Below are 18,382 nucleotides of genomic sequence, written 5' to 3' on the forward strand. Positions count from 1 at the left end.
TGTCCACGAACGTAAATAATTACCAGCGCGGGCGATATGCTTCGACAAGCTCAGCATGACGTTCTGGGGTAGTCGGGGTAGTCAGGCGGCGCCGGCCGGGGGCTTAGCTGTCGCCGAAGGGGTCGTCGGTGCCTTTCTTTTTCTTCTTATCCTCTTCCTTCTTCTTTTTCTCTTCCTCCTTTTTCAGCTTTTCGGCTTCCTTGGCCAGCCGGTCGGCTTCTTTTTTGGTGGGCGCGGGGTCGGCTTCGGCGGCGTCGGGGGCGGGGGCCGGGTCGGCGCCGGGGGCTTTGGCCTTGCCTTTGGCTGGCGCGGGGTCGGCGGCCGGGGCGTCGGCGGCTTTGGCCGGGGCCGGTTCCTTCTTCTTGGCGGGCGCGGGCACGGCCGGCGCGTTGGGGTCGTCGATTACGCCGTCGCCGAAGGGGTCGTTGGCTTTGGCTTTCTTCTTCTTCTTGGCGGGCTCGGACGCGGGCGCGACGTCGGCCGTGGCGGCGGGGTCTTCGGCGTAGTCGGCCTTACCTTTTTTCTTGCGGCCCTTCTTGTCGTCCACCGTGTCGAACGTATCGGTGCCCGGGGCGGCGGCGCGGGCGGCCAGCTTGCCGGTCTTGCCCAGGTAGGTCTTCTGGAAGCGCGCCCGGAAGCCGTCCACGTCGTCGATGCCGCCCAGGAAGGCCCCGTAGGTGGTGGCCGTCTCGTAGGCGTACTTGGCCTTGCTGCTGATTTCGTAGTCGTAGTTTTCGCTGCTCGACTTGGCCAGGAGCAGGTTGTTGGCATACTTGAGGTAGTACCAGGTCGAGGGGTCGGCTTCGAGGTAGATTTCCACCACGTCGATGGCGTCTTCGCGCTTGATTTCCACGTAGCCGCTCACCAGCGCGTTCAGCGCCTGCTTGCCCACGCCGGCCAGCCCAATCAGGCCCACCGAATACCAGGCGCGCTGCTTCTCGTTCCAGCGCAGGTTCACCTTGCTCAGCAGCAGGGTGTGCAGGAATTTGGGCGAGAGCTTCAGCAGCGGGTCGGCGGCGCCTTTGCGCACGGCGTAGGCCTCCGCGCCCTTGTTGCCGATGAACTGGGCGATTTTGTAGAGCTCGTCGGTGGAGCCGTTCTGGGCTTCGGGCGAGTACTTGGTGGCCCGCAGCAGCTCGGCGCCCATCACCTCGATGGACTTGGGCGGCATGTTGATGTCGATGCCCAGCAGGGCGTCCACGGCGTAGCGGGCGCTGTCGGGGGTGCCCGTGCCCACGCCGCTGGCCACTATCTTGTAGTCCTTGTTCGAGGCGATGAACTGCATGGGCCCGCGGAAGGTGAGCCGGTTGGTCGAGTCGATGTAGGTCAGGGCCGCGCCCTCGTAGGCGTTGACGTCGGCCGGGTCGTTGCGCGAAATGGTGTAGACGTTCTTCTTGTTGTCGTAGCGCAGCTTGCCGTCCACCGTGAACAGGGCCACGTCGGTGGGGCTCAGCACGGGGGCGGCGTAGAGCGGGTAGATTTTGTTGGTTTGCTCCGACATAAACAGGCCGGTCACGAGCGGCAAGCCGTCCTTGTCCTTGACGTTCTCCAGGTTCACCACCACGTTTTTCGGGTCGATGGAGTCCTTGATGGCCACCCACGAGCCGGCGTCGCGCTCCTTGCCAAACTGCAGCTGCACCTCGCCGCTGTACACGAAGCCGCGGCGGCGCGAGAACAGCTGCACCTTGCCGCGGTAGCGGATGCGGGGCGCAATCTGAAACTTGTTGGTGGGGTTGATGGTGGCCGTGGCCACGGTGGGCGGGCCGGTGGAGTCCTTAAAGTCGTACCCTTCCGGGGCCGCGGCCGCGGCCGCGGCCGCGGGGTCGTCCTTGTCCTTGCTCAAGCGCAGCAGGCCCTTGGCGCCCCGGCCCTTGCCCGCCAGAATGCCGGCCGGGTCGGGCTCGAAGTTGGTGAAGCTCAACGCCATGGAGTCGGCGGCCGACTTGAAGACGTAGTTGGCCGTGCCGGCAAAGGCAATCCGGGACAGCACTTCCACGCTGCCCTGGTTGAGCGTGTGGATTTTTTCGAGCGAGTCGAGCAGGATGGTCGCGTTTTTGAAACGCTGAATGCGGCCGTTGACCAGAATGTTGGCCCGGCCCGAGTCGGGCACAATCCAGGCGTCGGCGGCGGCGATGTAGGGCACGCCGCTCACCTGCATGCGGTACTTGGCCAGGTCGTACACGCCGGACGAGGCCTTGAACTTCAGGCCCACCTGGTCGGGGTTGGTAGAGTAGAAGTACGACTTGGTAGAGTCGGCGGTGGCGGCCACGCGCAGCTGCACCTGCTTTTTCTTGAAGTCCCAGTGCCCGGCGCTGAGCGTGGTTTTGAACTTTGAGTAGGGCAGGTCGGTGCTGGCCTTGCTGCCTTCCTCGCGCTTGAAGTCGGCGTAGCCCTTCTGGATGTTGTAGTCGAAGGCCACTTCGTTGGCCGTCAGGGCCGGCTTGTTGGCCTCATCCGACTTGATGCTCAGGGCCGCGCGCTTGCCCGAGTAGCTATCGGTTTTAAAGACAAATTCGGGCGACTTGATGAACGACTGCGGCCCGTCGAGGCGGCCGTCGCCGCCCGTGCCCCGGGGCGTGAGCAGCGCCGTGCCCCGGAAGCTGTACGCCGACACGGTTTTGGTTTTGCGGTCGGTGGTGGAATAGAGGCGGATGGGCTCGTCGGAGCGCGGCGTGCTCAGGTACATCGAGTCCTGCGGCACGTTCCAGTGCATGAGGTAGCCGGGCGGCAGGCCCATTTTGGCAATGTCGACGCCCTCGGCCTTCTTGCCGGCAATGGCGCCGGTCTTGCCAATGGTCACCACCGAGTCGCGGTAGAACACGAAGGCGTCGGAGGTGAACGTGCCCGTCTGGTAGTTCACGGTGCCATCGGCCTGCAGGCCCCGGCCGTTCATCTTCACCTTGTTGAACACCCGGCCGCGGCCCTTGTAAAGCGGAAAGCCGTCCTTGGGCACGTCGTAGACGAAGCCCAGCGAGCCGTCGGGCTGCACGGTGAGCTTGGTTTTGATGTCGGGCAGGATGCCCCCGCTGCGGAACGTGCCCTCAAATCCCGACGTGGACCGGCCGATGCCGTTGAGCGAGTCGAGCCGGAACGGCGGAATGTCGAACACCAGCGTCGAGTCGTACACCCCGCCCAGCACGCTCTGCTGGCCGAAGTAGACGTTGGCCCCGCTCTGGGATTCGAACGCCGGGTACTGGCCCTTCTTCTTGCGGCCCGACTTGTTTTTGGGGTCGTTGAGGTAGAGGCGGCCGGTCGAGACGTTGCCCTTGTTGGTCAGGGCGAAGTCGGCAATTTTGCCCGGCGGCTGGCCCTTGGCACTCTTGGCCTGGCTGCGCACCACGATGGAGTCAATCTTGGCCATGTCGATGAAGAAGCCGTCGTAGTCGAACATGAACTGGCGGCCCCGGAAGCGCATGGCCGAGGCCACCACCGTGCCGCTGAACTGGATGTTGCGGTTCTGCCGGATGCGAATGATGGCGCTGTCCGGCCGCACGAACACCGTGGCCGAGTCGTCGGAGAAGTTGAAACGCTTCACGCCGCGCACCAGCAGCTCGTTGGTATTCAGGTTGAGGGTAGCGTTGCGGCCCGTGCCCGACAAGGACTTGATGGCCAAGTGGTCGTAGTCCTTTTTGTCGCGGGCGGAGGCCACGTAGTGCGCGCCCTTGGGCAAGATGGTGACGTCCCCGGTCTGGGGGTTCCACTGCACGTAGCCGTCGCGGGCCAGGCCGGCCATGGCGCTGCGCATGTTGGGCACCGACGTTTTCAGCTGGGTGGCCAGGTCCAGCACGTTTACGGTTTTGATGTCGTCGTGGGTCTGGCTGTAGCCCACCAGCATCTGCAGCGGGTGCAGCCGGTTGATGCTCTTGAGCTGCTGGTAGCGGGTGTTGGTGAAGAACTCCTTGCTCTCAAAATTGGCCGTCGACTGGTTTTTTGAAGACAGCACCGCGAAGTCGATGGTGGGGCTGCGCAGGTTCCAGGTCAGGGCCTCGGTGCGGATTTCGAGCTGGTGGTAGGAGTCGCTGTAGGGCGTGTTCTTGTAGAGGCCTTCCTCGCGGGCCAGCATGAGCTCCTGCTTGCCCTTGGAGTACTTGAGCTGGGTGCCGGGGTGCGTCACCGAGTCCTTGGCGCCTTCGTAAATGGTAACCGCGGCCCGGCCGGCCGTGATAATAGAGTCGCCGAGCACGTAAGCCCGCGAGGCGGCCTTGAACTTGGGCTTGCCGTCGAGGCTCACCGTGAGGTTGCTCATCGAGCCGTCTAGGGCCGCGCTGAGCACCTTGCCGCCGGCCATCGACAAGCCGCCGCGGTACTTGATGTTGTCGCCCAGGTTCTTGATGCGGGCGTCATTGGTGAGCGAGATGAAGCGCGGCTGGCCGGTGTCGGTGGTCCCGGGCTTGCGCCGCACGCTCTTGTAGCTGAAGGCCCCTTTGATGGGCGCCTCCAGCAGGGCCGGGTGGGTCAGCGTCACGGGTTGGGCCGTGAACTCGGGCCGGCGCATGTCGAAGTCAAAGCCCGCCAGCTCCGCCGTCACCGGGTTGGTTTTAACGGTCCACCCGAACTGGGCACTGGTCGCGACGAAGCGGTTGGTGCTGGGCACGGCCGTGCCGCTCACCTTCTTCAGCACCACCGAGTCGCCGGCCGAAAAGAAGGACAGGTCGGCGTCTTTTACCACTATCACGGCGCCGCGGGTGGGCGGGGCCAGGTACTCGTCGTAGGGCAGGGCCGAGGGCGTGAACGCCGCCGTGGGCTCATCAAAACCCGCCAGCTTGACCGCGGGCGCGGCGGCTTTGGCGGGCGCGGCATTGGCCGGTGTTTTGGCCACGGGCTTCTTGGCCGGGGCTTTTTTCTTCACGGGCCCCCCCCAGCCGTCGTCGGCATCGCCCCAGCCGCCGCTCGAAGGCGACGACCACAAATCGGCGGTGTCCCAGCCGCTGCTGCTGGCTTTCTTTTTGGGCGCGGGCTTGGCCGCCGCTTTCACCGGGGCCTTGGCGGCGGGCGTTTTTGCCGCGGGCGGGGCGGCGGGCAGGTCGTCTTTCGGCGCGGGGGCCGGGGCGCCAAACTCCAGGTTCGACACGGGCGCGGCCACGGGCGAGTAGGCAAACGAAACCGTGCCGCCCACGGCCCGCAGCGAGCTGAAGCCCGAGCGGTAGAGGTAGCCGCTGGTGAAGAAGCGGCTGGTGCTGGCAATGAATTTCTCCGTTTCCTGGGACGCTTCCTTCTCCAGGGTCTGCCCCAGCACGTCGAGGTACTGGTCCATCTGCTGGTCGTTGAGCTTGGCCCGGATGACCCCGTTCTCAATGGCCACAAACAGCGCCTCGAAATGCGGGCGGGGCCGGAATTTCTTGGCCAGCATGACCTGCGACAGCGCCACGATGCGGCGCTGCTGCGAGGCCGTGAGCTGGTTCGAGGCCCACAGCTCCTGCAGGCGGGCGCCCACGACGCGGGCGCCCGCGTTGTTGGTGCTGACCATCATGGCTTGCACGTCGGCGATGTACTGGGCGGGGTCAGTTGAGAGCTTGCCGGGCTGGTAGCGCGGCAGGACGGGCCCCGCCGCGGGGGCCGCGCCGCCGGGGGCCGGGGCTTTCGTCTGGGCCCGGGCCGGCGAACAGGCCCCCGCCCAAAGGCCCAACCACGCGGCAAGAATAACAAATTGCTTCATATAAACTAGTTGGACGGTAATTGCGGCCTGCCCGGCAGGCGCCGGGCGGGCCCGGTTTTTATAGGTCTCGTTTCGCTTGGCCCCGCCGCGCTTTGGGCGTCGCGCAGAACGACGCGGCCACGGTGCGGCAGGCTGCTTTTTCAACGCAAACGCCAGGCTCGAAGTATAGTGCCCGGGCCCACGCAGAAAAACCCGGTACAAGTTAGGCAGAATCAAAAAAGCAATTCGCGAAACAGCGGGCTTAAACCGCATTACCTCTTGATTGTCAATATTTTTCTAAATAACGTTCTTTTTAGCACCCTTGTATTGTCCCACTTTCGGCAAGAAATCAGGGGCGGGTGCCGGGCTTGATTTAAAATTTTCATCTGGCCAAATTCTGGCCGAACTTAGCGCTGACCCGTTTTAACCCAACCCATGCCTCCTGCTCCCATTCGCACTGCCCTGCTGGCTTATGGCATGTCGGGCAAGCTGTTTCACGCGCCTTTTCTGGCGGCGCACCCCGGGTTCGACCTGCGTGCCGTGGCCGAGCGCACCGAGCAGCGCATGTGCGTCGACTACCCCGGCGTTCGCAGCTACCCCGGCGTGGCCGAGCTGCTGGCCGACCCCGCCCTGGAGCTGGTGGTGGTGAACACGCCCAGCGGCACGCACTTCGACCTGGCCGGCCAGGCCCTGCGCGCCGGCAAGCACGTGCTGCTGGAAAAGCCCGTGGCTACTTCGGTGGCCCAGTTGCGGGAGCTGTTTGCCCTGGCCCGGCAAACCGGCCGCCACTTGCTGGCCTACCAGAACCGCCGCTGGGACAGCGACTTCGGCGCCGTCGCCCGCGTGGTTGAGGGCGGGCAGCTTGGGCAGCTCGTCGAAGCGCACCTGCGCTTCGACCGCTACAAACCCGCCCTGAACGCCAAGAAATTCAAGGAAGAGCCGGGCCCCGGCAGCGGCCTGCTCTACGACCTGGGCCCGCACCTGCTCGACCAGGCCATCAGCCTGTTTGGCCGCCCGCTCAGCTGCCGCAAAACCGTGGGCCACCACCGGCCCGGCACCCGGGTCGACGACTTTTTTTCGCTGCACCTCCGCTACCCCGCCGGGCTCCACGTGTGGGTGAGCTCCAGCCTGCTGGTGGCCGCGCCCGGCCCCGCCTACGTGCTGCACGGCACCCTGGGCAGCTACCAAAAAGGCCGCACCGACCCCCAGGAAGCGCAATTGTTGCGGGGTCTCTCGCCCCTGGCCCACGACTACGGCCACGAGCAGGCCGGCCAAGCCGGGCGCCTCACCCTGGCCGCGCCCGACGGCGCCCTGGTCACCAAGCCCGACGCCGCCGCTTCCGGCAACTACCTGGACTTGTTCGAAGCCGTGCTGCAAACCATCCGCAACGGGGTGCCCTACCCCGTTCGCCGGGAGCAGCTGCTGTGGCAGAATGAGGTGCTGGAGCAACCCGCCGAGGAGTAGCGGGCAGTTACTTTCCGTGCAAAGAACAGCCGTTCAGGACTTCCTGAAGGTCTTTTAAGTTAAAAGTTGAGAGTTAAAAGTTAAAAACCAGGGTTGTTAGGTTTTCAACTTTTAACTTTTTTCAAAGCGGAGCTGGCGCTTATGGGCGCGCCGCCGGGGCAGTCACCGTGCAACGGCAGGGCAAGCCCTCTGCCCTTACCCCGCGTGGGCCCGCACCACCTGGCGCGCCGCGCCCAGCCCGTCGATGCCCAGCTCCACCACGTCGCCGGGCCGCAGGTACTGCGGCGGCCTGAGCCCCATGCCCACGCCGGCCGGGGTGCCGGTCGAAATCACGTCGCCGGGTAGCAGGGTCATGAACTGGCTGACGTAGGCGACGATGAAGGGAACGTTGAAAATGAGGTTGGCGGTGCAGCCGTCCTGCTTGGGCTGGCCGTTGACGGTGAGCCACAGGCGCAGGTTGTGCACGTCCCCGATTTCGTCGGGCGTGGCCAGAACCGGGCCCATGGGCGCGAAGGTGTCGCAGCCCTTGCCCTTGTCCCAGGTGCCGCCGCGCTCCAGCTGGAACGCGCGCTCCGACACGTCGTTGTGCAGCAAGTAGCCGGCAACGTAGGCCAGGGCCTCCGCTTCGGCCACGTAAGCCGCGCGCCGGCCGACGACCACGGCCAGCTCCACCTCCCAGTCGGTTTTCAGCGAGTTTTTGGGCAATACAATTTCATCGAACGGGCCGGCCAGCGCGGAGGTGGCTTTCAGAAAAACCACCGGCTCGGCGGGCGTCGGCAGGCCCATTTCATGGGCGTGGTCGGAGTAGTTCAGGCCGACGCACACAATTTTGGAGGGCCGGGCCACGGGCGGGCCCAGGCGCTCGGTGGCCGCCACTTCGGGCAGCCGGCCGGTATTCGCCCGCACGAATTCGGCCAAGCGCCGCAGGCCGTCGCCCGCAAAAAATGCCTCGTTGTAATCCTCGCCGAACGCGGCGACGTCGAAGCGCTGCTCGCCTTGCAGGATGCCGGGCTTTTCCTGGCCGGGCGGGCCGTAGCGGAGTAGTTTCATGGCGAAAGAGAATGCGTAGAACGAGTAAAAAAAGAACGTCATGCTCATCTAGCGTCCGCAGAGTCGAAGCATCTCGCGGGCAGCAGTAATCCAATCGCAAGAAAAGATTTACTACTACCCGCGAGATGCTTCGGCTGCGTGGACGCCAGATGAGCATGACGGGCTGATGAATTGGTCTGGACGGAGCTTTACTCCCCTTACCAGTACACGGTGTAGAGCGTGGTGACGATGACCATCACCACCATGGTGCCGATGGCGAAGCCGCGGCTGGTTTTGAACATGCTGCGGTCGATTTCCAGGCCGTGGGTGACGACGCCGCGGTTGGTTTCGTAGAGGCTGATGACGACCATCACGGCCACGCAGATGGCGAACACGAAGCCCATGCGGTCGATGAAGGGGATTTCGTACACGCCGGCCGCGTTGGGCACCGCGAAGCCCAGCGGGGCCAGGAAGGACAGGTCGACGTAATTGGGCAAAAACTTGAAGGCTACCGACAGCAGAAAGCCGCCGATGGTGGCGAACAGGGCCGCGTTGGAAGTCGTTTTCTTCCAGAAAAAGCCCAGGATGAACATGGCGAAGATGCCCGGCGACACGAAACCCGTGTACTCCTGGATGTACTGGAAACCGCCTTTCTTGTCGATGCCCAGGTGCGGGGCGATGATGACGCCCAGAATCATGGCCACCACGACGGCGGCTTTGCCCACGGCCACCAGCTGCTTTTCTGACGCGCCGGGGGCCAGCACCTTCTGGTAAACGTCGAGCGTGAAGATGGTGGCGATGCTGTTGGCCTTGCCGGCCAGCGAGGCCACCACGGCGGCCGTGAGGGCGGCGAACGAGAGGCCCTTGAGGCCCACGGGCAGGATGTTGAGCAGCACCGGGTAGGCGCGGTCGGGGTTCAGCTCGCCGTTCTGCATCATCTCGCCGCTGAACACGTCCTGCTTGTAGAGCACGTAGGCGGCGATGCCGGGCAGCACCACAATCACGGGCATGAGCAGCTTGAGGAAGGCGGCGAACAGGATGCCGGCGCGGGCGGTGGGCAGGTCGGCCCCCAGCGCGCGCTGGGTGATGTACTGGTTGCAGCCCCAGTAGTTCAGGTTCACTATCCACATGCCGCCGATGAGCACGGTGAGGCCCGGCAAGTCCATGTAGTTGGGGTTGTCGCGCCGGAAAATCATTTGAAAATGGTCGCCGGCCTGGGCCGTCATCAGGTTGAAGCCGTTGAGCACGCCGGTGGTGCCGCTTTGCTCGGCCACCAGGTTCAGGGCCAGGTAGGTGGTGGCCAGGCCGCCCAGGATGAGGAAGAACACCTGGATGACGTCGGTGAAGCCAATCACCTTCATGCCGCCCAGGGTGATGAGCACGGCGAACCCGGCCAGCGCGTAGAGGCAGAAAGTCAGGTTCAGGCCCGAGATGCTGCTCACGGCAATGGCCCCGAGGTAGAGGATGGCGGTGAGGTTGACCACGATGTAGAGGGCCAGCCAGAACACGGCCATAATCATGGCCACCGTGCCGTTGTAGCGCTGGCTGAGGAACTGCGGCATGGTGAAAATGCGGTTCTTCAGGTACACCGGAATGAAAAACACGGCCACCACGATGAGCGTGAGGGCGGCCATCCACTCGTAGGTGGCGATGGCCAGACCCATCTTAAAGCCCGAGCCCGACATGCCCACGAACTGCTCGGCCGAGATGTTGGAGGCGATGAGCGAGGAGCCGATGGCCCACCACGTGAGCGAGCCCTCGGCCAGGAAATAGTCTTTGGAGTCGCCCTCCAGGGTGCCGTCGTGCCCGGTTTTGCGCCGGTAAATCCAGACGCCGTAGCCCGAGACGATGATGAAATAGACGAAAAAGACGATGTAGTCAACCGTGGCGAGCTTGTTCATTGAGCGGGTGGCGAGGCGAGAATGCGAGATGTACTAGGCCGCCGCCCTGGGGTGGGCCGCGGGTTGAAAGGGTAATGTTCCGGTAAAAAAACCGCTTCTGAAAGGACTTTTTTTCCCGGCGCCCGCTATTTGGCCAGGCAACGTTGCCCAAGCACCTCCTTATTTGCCGCGCACCACCACCGTGCCCGCGCCCTGGGCGGGCAGGCCACCCACGCCGAGGCCTTCGGCCGCGGCCTGAAACGTGCCGCTGCCGTCGGCCGTGAAAAAGTGCAGCTCGGCCTGGCCGGCGGCGTTGGTGCGCACGGCGGGGTTCCAGTACAGGGTGCTGGTGCGCGGGTCGGCGGGCGGGTTGGTGAGCAGGGCGTTGTAGCGGGGCTGGTAAAACTCGCGGGCCGGGTAGAAGCCCGGCAGCCGCACGGTGGCAATGCCGGGGGGCGCGGGCCGGTCGGCGCCCTTGTAGTTGGGGTCGGCCCGTTTGGTGTAGATGGCAATGGCCCCGCCGCTGCCCCCAAAAATGGCCGCCTCGGGCCCCTTAAAGATTTCCACCGACTCGATGTCGGTGGCGGCCAGACTACTGACGAAACTCACGTCCGTCCGCACGCCGTCCACGATGAACAGCGGCGTGCCACCGCCCCGAATCTGGGCCGTCTGGTTGGGCGGGCTGCCGCTGATGGTCAGGCCGGCCACCCGCCCTTGCAGCACCTGCAGCACCGACTGGGCCGACTGCGCGGCCGGGTTGTTGGCAAAGTCCACCACCGTGCCCCCGGTGGCGCCGTAGAGGCGGCGCGGGTCGTCGCGCGGCACGGCCACCCGCTTGGCCGTCACCGACACGTTGCCGAGGTTGATGTTGCGCACGGCTTTTTCGGGGTGCAGGTCGAGGTCGGCGGCCTGGGCCTGGCGGCTGCGGCGCACGAAGGCGGCCACGCCGGGCGGGGCGGCGGCCAGCGGCGGCAGGGCGGGCAGCGGCCCCCGGCCCGGCACCGGGCCGACATCCGGCCGGATAAAAACGTTGGCGCCGCCCTGGGCCCGCCGGGCCTGGAGCGTGATGATGGCCGTGTCGAGCACGGGAATGCCCGCGAAGCTGAAGCGGCCCTGCGCGTCGGTAGTGGCCGTCACCACATTCTTAGAAGGCCGCGTTTGCAGGAAGGTCAGCTGGCTATTGGCGATGGGGCGGTTGCCGTTTTCGCTCACCACCTGCCCGGCCAGGGTGATGTCCTGCTCGGGGTTGAAGCGCTGCGGCGGGGCCTGCCCGGCCAGCACCTCCTTCCACACGAAACGCCGCCAGCCCTGGGTCAGCAGCAGGTCGTCGAGGGCCAGGGCGGTGGCGGCCGTCGGCTCGCGGAAGTAGTAGCCGGGGTTTTCCACGTAGCCGGCCAGGTCGGAAGTCAGCAGCAGGTTGGAGGCAATGGTTTCGGCGGCGGGGTCGAGGGCGCCGAGGCCGGCGTCGCTCACGGCCAGGGAGAGGGTGGCGGCCACGGGCTGGCCGGCCGCATCGGCCACGCGCACGGTGAGCTGCACCGGCGCGTGGGGCCCGTAGCTGGCCTGGTCGGGCGTGACGGTGATGCGCAGGCCGGCGGGGCCGTTCTGCGCGAAGGCCAGCCGCTCGCACTGCGGCGTTCCTTCCCCGTCGAACAAGGTGAAATGCACGATGCCGTTCGGGTAGTTTTTCTTGGGCATGCGCCACACCACCGGCGCGTCGGCCGTCAGCGGGCGGGCGGGCGGGTAGGCCACCACGCCGCGCACTTCCGTGAGCAACTGCACGGGGCCGGGCGCGGGCGCCCCGGCCGCGCCGCGGTAGCGCGCCTCCACCACGAAGGCTTCGCTGTTCTCGACCACGTGCAGGGTGTAGCCGCCGGGCCGGACGGCCGGCAGCGGGTAGTCGGCGGTGCTGCCGTCGGGCAGGGTGAGGCGGGCGCGGTAGCGCTGGCCGGCGCCGGGCACGAAGGCGAAGCGCCCCATGCCCGCGTGCCGGCTGCTAAAAGCGGCCACCACCACGGCGTTCTGGGCATTCAGCACCTGGCCGCGCACGGCCAGGCCCCGGCCGCTGGCGTCGGTGGCTTTGCAGGCCACCACGGCGGGCAGGCCTTCCACCAAATAGCCGCCCTCGGGGAAAAACTGGATGTCGGGTTTGGCGGCGGGGCTGCCTTTGGGGCGGCTGCCGGGGGCAACAGCCGCGGCGGAGCTTTCCTGCGGGCCCAGGGGCGAGGCGGGCCAGACACTCAGCCGACGGCTGTAGACAAAGTCATCGCCGGCGTTGCGCATCCAGCTGGTGTAGGCGCGCAGCACATAGGTGCCGGCGGCCAGCGAGTCGGCCAGGTCGAGGTCGCCGCTGGCCCGGCCGCCGCGCAGGCGCAGGGTGCGGCGGGCCACCACCCGCTGCTGGGGCGACACCAAATCGACGTACAGCACCTGGCTGAGCGAGTCGAGCTGGTGCTGGGTGGCGTCCACCACGTAGGCGCTGAACCAGATGGTTTCGCCGGTGGCGTACACCGGGCGGTCGAGGTGGAGGTAGGCCTTCTCGCCCTTAGCCGCCGCGTAGTAGTCGCCCAGCTGGCGCGCGATGCGCTGCACCAAGCCGTCTTCGGCGGGCGCAGGGCGAAAGGCCGTCAGCGCCAGGCTCAGGGCCAGGCCGCCGACCAGAAGGGCGGCCAGTATTCGTTTTTGCATTCTTGCTACTTCCATGTTTGCGCGCCGTCGAAAACGGCCGAGTCACGTTGGTGAATCAGCCATCAAGTTTCGGCGCAAAGATGGCGACGCCGCGCAGGGCGCGCCCTGGTCGGACTCGGCAAGGGGCGCCACCCGGGCCGCACTCAACGCAGCCGGTACAAGCGCGCCCCGAACAGGAAAATACCGACGTAGCAAACGATGGGCAGGTAATAAGCGGCGGCAATGTCGTGGTTGGCTATTTTGCCCATGAAGTAGGGAAACACGGCGCCACCCGCCACAGCCATCACCAAAATGGAAGAAGCCTGCTGGGTCTGCGGCCCCAGGTCCTTGATACCCAAGCTGAAAATGGTGGGGAACATGATGCTGAAAAAGAAGTTTATCAGCAGCAGGGCCACGAACGACGGCCAGCCCCAGCTTTGGGCCACGATGAGGCACATGAGCACGTTGGCCAGCGCGAAGGCGGCCAGCAGCTTGTTGGGGGCTACGTAGCGCATCAGGAACGTGCCCACGAAGCGCCCGGTCATCATCAGCACCATGAACAGGGAGAAGTAGCCCGCTGCCGCCTGGTCGGTGAAGCGCATTTCTTCTACCCCGTAGTTGATGAAGTAGGCCCAGGTGCCCCCCTGCGCCGCCGCGTTGAGAAACTGCGCCACCCAGGCCCACACGAAATGACGGTGCTGCAGCAGCTTTTTGGCGCGGGGCACTTCCCCGGCCGTGCCGCTGTAGAAGCCAGCTTCGGTTTCGGCGGACGCCGGGGCGGCGTGGGCGTCCTGCAGGGCCGGCACCTTCACGAACGTGAACGCCACGGCAATGGCCAGAATGACGCTACCAATGGCCACGTACAGCGTTTTTACCGACGACAAGTCGCCCTGAACGTGCGCGCCGTTCAGGATAAAGTAGCTGCCCAGCAGCGGGCCCACCACGGCGCCCAGGCCGTTGAACGACTGGGCAAAATTTAGCCGCTGGTCGCTGGTGCGCTGGTCGCCCAGGGCGGCCATGAACGGATGGGCCACGGCTTCGAGCGTGGCCAGCCCGCAGGCCAGCACGAACAGCGCCCCCCGAAAAAAGTCAAACGAGCCCCCGTTGGCCGCCGGCACAAACAGGAACGCGCCCAGCGCATACAGCCCCAGCCCCAGCAGCACCCCGTTTTTGTAGCCGAACCGCTTCATGAACAAGCCCGCCGGGATGCCCATCACGGCGTAGGCCCCGAAGATGGAAAATTGCACCAGTCCCGACTGCGCTTTGCTCACGTTCAGCACGTTCTGAAAGTGCTTGTTGAGCACGTCGCCCATCGTGATGGCAATGGCCCAGAGCATGAACAGCGACGAGACGAAAATCAGTGTCGGAATGTACTTCCGCTCGGTGAAGGTGGGCTTAGCGGAGTTGATGGCGGCAGCTACTGATTGCATAAGCAGAAATTCTAACGAATATTCGGAGCCCAGCGGCCCATCGTGCGACAGCAGGCTTGGGCGTGAAGAATGGTTTTTTTGCCAGGGAAGCTGAGTCGTTTCGCAACCAGCGGACACAATTGGGTGCGTGGCCCCTGCTCCAGGCAAACACTTGGCGGGTATTTGCGACATGCTAAACACCTCGCTCCCGTCATGCTCATCTAGCGTCCGCTTGCCGAATACGCCTTTAGTTGACCGGGCGGGTGGCCACGGCGATTTTCGAGTCGGCCGTACCGTAGTAAATGAACCAGTTGTTCTTGAACCGGGCCAGCCCTTCCAAAAATACCACCTGGTTGATTTGGCCGGTGGTTTCGTAAGGCAGCTCCGGGCGCATGAAGTAATTATCCAGGCGCTGGAGCAGCCTGGTCGGGTCGTTGATGTCGAACAGGGCCTGGGCGGCGGTGTAGGTGCCCACGGGCAGGTTTTTGTCGCCAAAAGAAGGCTCGTTGCGGCTGTTGTAAATCAGGCGGATGCCCTGGTCCGTAATCATGGCCGGCGGGCCCGATTCTACTAGGTCGCTGTCGAACTTGCCCTCACGGGTCGGCAGCACGATTTTCAGGTCGGGCATGGTGATGGCCTGGGCGCGCAGGGGCACCGGCGGCTTTTCGCCGGCCGCCATTTCAATGGGCGTCCAGTGAATGAGGTCGTCCGAAGTGGCCAGCCACACCTGGGCGTCGCCCCAATACATCCAGTACTTGCCCTTGATTTTGGTGGCCACAATGCGCCCGTCGGCCTCGTAGCGCGACACGATGGCGCCAGACTTGGTCCACTTGTCCACGTATTTGCCGCCGGCCGCCCGGGTGAATACGTTGCCGTACTTGGTCCACTTCAGCAGGTCGCGCGAGGAGGCGATGTGCAGGCGGGCCTTGTCGCCGTCGTAGGCGGTGTAGGTCATGTAGTAGGTGCCGTCCTCGCTTTCTACCACGCGCGGGTCCTCGGTACCACCCGACCATTCGTACTTCTTATGCACGTCGTTGTCGGGGTGCAGCACGGGTTCCTTGCGCCGGGTGAAATGCAGGCCGTCGGTGCTGGTAGCCAACCCGATGCGCGAGGTCTTGCTGAACTTACCAACCTTGTTTTCGGCCCGGTACAGCATGTATACCACGCCATCCTTCACCACCACGGCGGGGTTGAACACGTCTTTTTCTTCCCAGAGCACTTCCTGCTTCAGAATGGGGTCCGTGAACTTCCCGGCCGTGCTCGGGCCCATGATGGGGTTCACGCTGTCTACTTTGGTGAAGTTCAGCAAGGCCCAGCTGTCGCCAATCGGCGCGGCCGAAGACGCGGCAGCCGTGGATTTGGCGGGGTTGAGGGTGGTGCAGCCCAGCAGCCCGGCCAGGGTTAGCGTGGCAAAACTGCCAGCAAGCCAGCGGACCTTTTGATTAAAAATTCTCATTCGATTTCGGAAGTGAAATATTGGACCATGTCATCTATCTCCCACCATTCTAAAAGCAGAACAGTGGGAGGTGACAAGGCATAAGACGCGAGAACTGCTCAAATTACAGCGTGCTCTCGATGGTGAAGATGGACTGCACTTCGGCGTCGGTCAGGGCGCGGTTGTAGATGCGGATGTCGTCCATCTGGCCTTTGAAAAAGGCGGGGCCGTAGTACTGGAAGTAGTCGGCAGGCTGACCCGCGGCGGGGACCTTGTTGTAAATGTTGCTGGGCAGTTGCTGGCCAATGCTCAGGGCCACGGGCTCGGGCACGGCCTTGATGGCGCCGGCCACGTTGGTCCAGGTTTTCACCAAGGCCCCGTTGATGTAGAATTTCATGGTGCCGTCGACGTAGGACGAGGCCACGTGGGTCCACACGTTCACCGGCACGATGCCTGAATCGGCGTCGCGGTCGGCCGTGGTCGAGGTGGTGGTCACGGTGAGAAAAGGCTTGTTGTCGCCCTGCAACTGAAATTTGTAGCCCGTCCAACGGTTCAGCGACAGCAGGTAGTTGTCGGCGTTGGTGTCGTTGCGCTTGCACCACACGCTCAGGGTGAGGGCCTGGGGGTTCAGGGCTGCTTTGTACGGCACCTCGATGTAGCCGCCGCCGGCAAATTCGTAGGCCTGGCCGGCCCGGCCGAACCGGTCGGCCACCAGTACGGGCAGGGTGGTGCCGTCGACGGGTGCGGTAGCGGGCCCGATTTTGCCCACCTTCAGCACGCCGTTGTTGGCATTGGGGGTGGCGTCGTTGGCGTTGCCGGTGAATTTGTACTGGGCCAGCAAATTGGCCGCCGAAACCTCCTGGATGAGGCTGTTCTTGAACGCTGTAACGGCCCGCCGCAAATTGGCCACGGCCGTGTTGACGGCCGCCTGCGTGGCCGCCGCGTCGTTCTTGGTGGTGGTGGCCAAGTCGATAGACGTTTTCAGGGTGGCCTTTGAGCCCGCGGCGTACGAGCCGGGCTTGGTGCCTTCCACGGCCGCGCTGTAGCCCACGTTCACCGAGTCGATGAGGGCGGTTAGTTGGGCCTTGTCGGCGTTGACCTGGGGCGCTTTGTCGTCGTCGTTATCCGAACAGGAAGAGACGGCCGCCATGCCGCCAAACAGCAGGCAGAACAGCAGGAACAGGTAAAAACTTGACTTTTTCATGTTGTGGTGGGATTAGAAAAAAGGTGAGAATCAAAAAATAAAAGGCGAAGGGCCGCTACAGCTTCTTGTTGGTGTCCCGCTCGCTCTGCGGGATGGGGTAAAACTGGTGGCGGGCGTAGTTGAAGTTGGGCTGGTTGCTCAGCGCCTGACGCGCATAGGCCTCGCCGTAGCGGATGACGTCGAAAAACCGGTGGAATTCCAGCGCCAGCTCCGAGCGCCGCTCGCGCCGGATGAGGTCACGCAGCAGGTTCTGGTCGGTGGTCGTGACGTTGGGCAGCAGGCCGGCCGGCACCGCGCCCGCGCCGGGCAGCGTGAGGTCGAACAGGTAGCTTTCGCGGGCCCGCTTGCGCACCTGGTTCAGGGCCAGCAGGGCGGCGGCGCTGTTGCCGGCTTCGTTGGCGGCCTCCGCCTCAATCAGCAGCACCTCGCCGTAGCGGATGGCCTGGTAGTTCAGCCCGCCGTCGCCCTTGGTGGTGCTGGGCACTTCCGCGAGGGGCTGCAAGTGCTTCTTCGACACGAAGCCCGTGGTCGTCCAGGTCGTGTCGAACGGCACGCCGAAAAAGGACTGGCCGGCCCGGCCCACCGAGTAGTCCAGGCGGGGGTCGACGACGCCGGCGCTGGTCCGCTCGAAGTTGTCGACCAAGCTTTTGGTGGGGAAGAAAAATCCGTAGCCGTTCTGGGGGCGCGGGGCAAACCACTGGTTCAGGTTGTTGCCCTGCGCGGGGCTGAGGCTGCTGGTGTGCTGCACCGAAAAAATGGTTTCCCGGTTGTTCTTGGTGGCGGCCCGGAAGTTGTCGGCAAACACCGGTTGCAGCACGTAGCCCAGCGCGCCCACGGCTTGGGCGGTGCTGGCGGCCAGGGCCCATTTCTTCTCATATAGGTAGGTTTTGGCCAGCAGGGCCAGGGCCGCACCCTGGGTGGCCCGGCCGGCGTCGGCGGCGGGCCAGGTGGCGGGCAGGTCCGCCGCGGCGGCCTGGCAGTCGGCCTCAATCTGGGCGTAGATGGCCGCTTGGGGCAGGGCGGGGCTCTGCAGTTCCTCGGGCGTTTCCACCTTCACGCGCAGCGGAATGTTGCCGTACAGCGTCGTGAGCTGGAAATAATAGTAGGCGCGCAGGAACTTGGCCTGGCCCACGGCCTGCTTGCGCACGTCGGCACTCACGCGGACGTTGGACTCGGGCAGGCCGTCGATGACGACGTTGGCCTTGAACACGCCGTCGTAGTAGCGCTTCCACTGGGCCTCCACGGCCGCGTTGATGGGCGTAATGGTGAAGTTGTCGATGTTCTCAAAGTCGGCCTGGTCGCCGGGGTTGCTGCCCTTCACGGCGTCGTCGGAGGCCACGTCGCCCAGCACCCACAGGGTGTTGGAGCCCGCGTCGCGGAACGAGAGCGGCACGTAGGCGCTGTTCACGGCAAGCTGGGCGTTGGCGTCGGAGGTGAAGAACTGGCCGGCTTCGTACTGGCCCAGCACGGGCTGCTCCAGGAAGTCTTTGCACCCGGCCGTGGCCAACGCCAGGACGCCCAACAAGCCAATGGCAAAAGGTTGAAGTTTCATGTTAGTTGTCGGTTGCTAGTTGTTCGTTGCTGGTTGCTAGTCATTAAGTGTTGGTTGGCGGCAGCATATCCTCATTAAATATCTGACAACCAACAACTAAAAACTGA

The 18,382-nt window shown here is 64.7% G+C and carries 9 protein-coding genes; 1 reads left to right on the forward strand and 8 read right to left on the reverse strand.

The window, feature by feature from the left end; genetic code table 11:
- Nucleotides 1–103: 103 nt before the first annotated feature.
- Nucleotides 104–5,656, reverse strand: coding sequence for a hypothetical protein (locus tag RMO51_RS03510; RefSeq protein WP_310392038.1), 5,553 nt, complete (start codon nucleotides 5,654–5,656; stop codon nucleotides 104–106).
- Between the two features lie 414 nt (nucleotides 5,657–6,070).
- Between RMO51_RS03510 and RMO51_RS03515 the strand changes: the two genes are divergently transcribed.
- Complete coding sequence (locus RMO51_RS03515; RefSeq protein ID WP_310392040.1) at nucleotides 6,071–7,099, forward strand: Gfo/Idh/MocA family oxidoreductase; 1,029 nt, start codon at nucleotides 6,071–6,073, stop codon at nucleotides 7,097–7,099.
- Between the two features lie 195 nt (nucleotides 7,100–7,294).
- Here RMO51_RS03515 and RMO51_RS03520 read toward each other — a convergent pair whose 3' ends face one another.
- The 7 genes from RMO51_RS03520 to RMO51_RS03550 form a co-directional block, all read right to left on the reverse strand.
- A complete protein-coding gene (locus tag RMO51_RS03520) occupies nucleotides 7,295–8,149 on the reverse strand; it encodes a fumarylacetoacetate hydrolase family protein (RefSeq protein ID WP_310392041.1) in 855 nt (284 codons plus the stop codon).
- Nucleotides 8,150–8,346: 197 nt separating this feature from the next.
- Nucleotides 8,347–10,029, reverse strand: a complete 1,683-nt coding sequence (locus RMO51_RS03525) for a sodium/sugar symporter (RefSeq protein WP_310392043.1) — start codon at nucleotides 10,027–10,029, stop codon at nucleotides 8,347–8,349.
- 159 nt (nucleotides 10,030–10,188) lie between these two features.
- On the reverse strand, nucleotides 10,189–12,696 hold the full coding sequence (locus RMO51_RS03530; protein ID WP_310392045.1) for a TonB-dependent receptor plug domain-containing protein: 2,508 nt from the start codon (nucleotides 12,694–12,696) through the stop codon (nucleotides 10,189–10,191).
- 143 nt (nucleotides 12,697–12,839) lie between these two features.
- Nucleotides 12,840–14,105, reverse strand: coding sequence for an L-fucose:H+ symporter permease (gene fucP, locus RMO51_RS03535; protein WP_310392047.1), 1,266 nt, complete (start codon nucleotides 14,103–14,105; stop codon nucleotides 12,840–12,842).
- A 226-nt stretch (nucleotides 14,106–14,331) separates the two neighbouring features.
- On the reverse strand, nucleotides 14,332–15,540 hold the full coding sequence (locus RMO51_RS03540; protein ID WP_310392048.1) for a glycoside hydrolase family 130 protein: 1,209 nt from the start codon (nucleotides 15,538–15,540) through the stop codon (nucleotides 14,332–14,334).
- A gap of 103 nt (nucleotides 15,541–15,643) precedes the next feature.
- Nucleotides 15,644–16,723, reverse strand: coding sequence for a LamG domain-containing protein (locus RMO51_RS03545; protein WP_310392051.1), 1,080 nt, complete (start codon nucleotides 16,721–16,723; stop codon nucleotides 15,644–15,646).
- Nucleotides 16,724–16,778: 55 nt separating this feature from the next.
- Nucleotides 16,779–18,275, reverse strand: coding sequence for a RagB/SusD family nutrient uptake outer membrane protein (locus tag RMO51_RS03550; protein ID WP_310392054.1), 1,497 nt, complete (start codon nucleotides 18,273–18,275; stop codon nucleotides 16,779–16,781).
- Between the last annotated feature and the right edge of the window lie 107 nt (nucleotides 18,276–18,382).

Origin of the sequence: Hymenobacter sp. (assembly GCF_031398885.1) — a bacterium.
Classification (GTDB): Bacteria; Bacteroidota; Bacteroidia; order Cytophagales; family Hymenobacteraceae; genus Hymenobacter.